Origin of the sequence: Shewanella algicola (genome assembly GCF_014648035.1) — a bacterium.
Taxonomy (GTDB): Bacteria; Pseudomonadota; Gammaproteobacteria; order Enterobacterales; family Shewanellaceae; genus Shewanella; species Shewanella algicola.
On sequence record NZ_BMQI01000136.1, the window covers coordinates 1 to 1,325 of the forward strand.

Below are 1,325 nucleotides of genomic sequence, written 5' to 3' on the forward strand. Positions count from 1 at the left end.
GGTAGTTCCGCACGTCCGGATCTGTGTGGGGTCGGGTCAGTAATGGCCCGCTCTACCACGATTGCATCATGGAGAACTCTTTGATATTTTTACATGCTTCATATGGAAACGAAGAAACTGAGCAGTGGGAGAACATTAAGGTTATCCCGTTAAAACCTAATAAAGAACTATTTCCTGAACAAAATATTGAAAACGAGGACGGATTCGGCCTTATAAGTGAATCGTTATGTTTACCAAATGGTGAAGTTATTACGTTAGGGGTAGCCTTTAGCAGTAGTAACCTAAGTATTAACTTTGTAATACAAAAAGGTGAATGTACATTATTAAATTTAGGTGCATTTAAGGTTACACTAGAAGCATTTGACCCATCGGGAGGGTGTAACAGATTCTGTGTAACTGCAATTTAGTTAATATGTTTCACAATTCTATCTTCGAACTCAATAATAAATCGACTCATCGCAGTACGCCAGTTTCGAATGGGCATAGTCCATTTTTTACTGGCTTCTTTTATAGCAAGGTAAACCATTTTCTTGGCAGAGTCATCATTAGGAAATACTTTACGTTTTTTCAATGCTCGTCTAATCACACTGTTTAATGACTCAATGGCATTGGTTGTGTAGATAGCCTTACGAATATCCTGAGGGTAGTTAAAAAACGTATTTAAGTTATGCCAATGATTATGCCATGACTTGCTGATTTGGGGGTATTGCTCATCCCAGGTATCGCTGAAACGGTCTAATTCGAGTAACGCTTCCTCCTCCGTTGCTGATTGATAGATACTTTTAAGGTCCGCAGTTACTGCCTTGTAGTCTTTCCACGATACGTACTTTAGCGAGTTTCTAACCATATGCACGATACAGAGCTGTACGTGAGTATCTGGATAAACGGTATTTATGGCGTCAGGGAAGCCTTTTAATCCATCTACACAAGCGATGAGAATATCCTCAACGCCTCGTTGTTGCAGTTCAGTGAGGACTCCTAACCAAAATTTAGCCCCTTCATTTTCTGCTATCCAAAGCCCCATCAGCTCTTTATGACCTTCAAGGTTGATACCTAGCGCTAAGAAAATAGATTTGTTGATAACGCGCTTATCCTGACGGATTTTTACGACGATGCAATCAAGATAAACGATTGGGTAAATGGCATCTAAAGGCCGACTTTGCCACTCAATAACCTGCTCGAGAACGGCGTTGGTGACACGAGAAACTAACGTGGGTGATATCTCTGCGCCGTACCATTCATCAAAGGCTTGAACGATATCACGAGTACTCATGCCTTGAGCGTAGAGCCACAATATTTTATCGTCCATAGAGGTAAATCTAGAC

The 1,325-nt window shown here is 40.9% G+C and carries 2 protein-coding genes; one reads left to right on the forward strand and one right to left on the reverse strand.

Annotation, left to right across the window (positions count from 1 at the left end; genetic code table 11):
* Positions 1–80 precede the first annotated feature (80 nt).
* On the forward strand, positions 81–407 hold the full coding sequence (locus tag IEY42_RS22080) for a hypothetical protein (RefSeq protein WP_188927314.1): 327 nt from the start codon (positions 81–83) through the stop codon (positions 405–407).
* Here the strand turns inward: IEY42_RS22080 and IEY42_RS22085 are convergent.
* Positions 404–1,325: IS256 family transposase (locus IEY42_RS22085; protein ID WP_188927315.1), on the reverse strand; the 922-nt coding region annotated here is incomplete at its 5' end. The two genes, IEY42_RS22080 and IEY42_RS22085, sit on opposite strands and share 4 nt — an antisense overlap.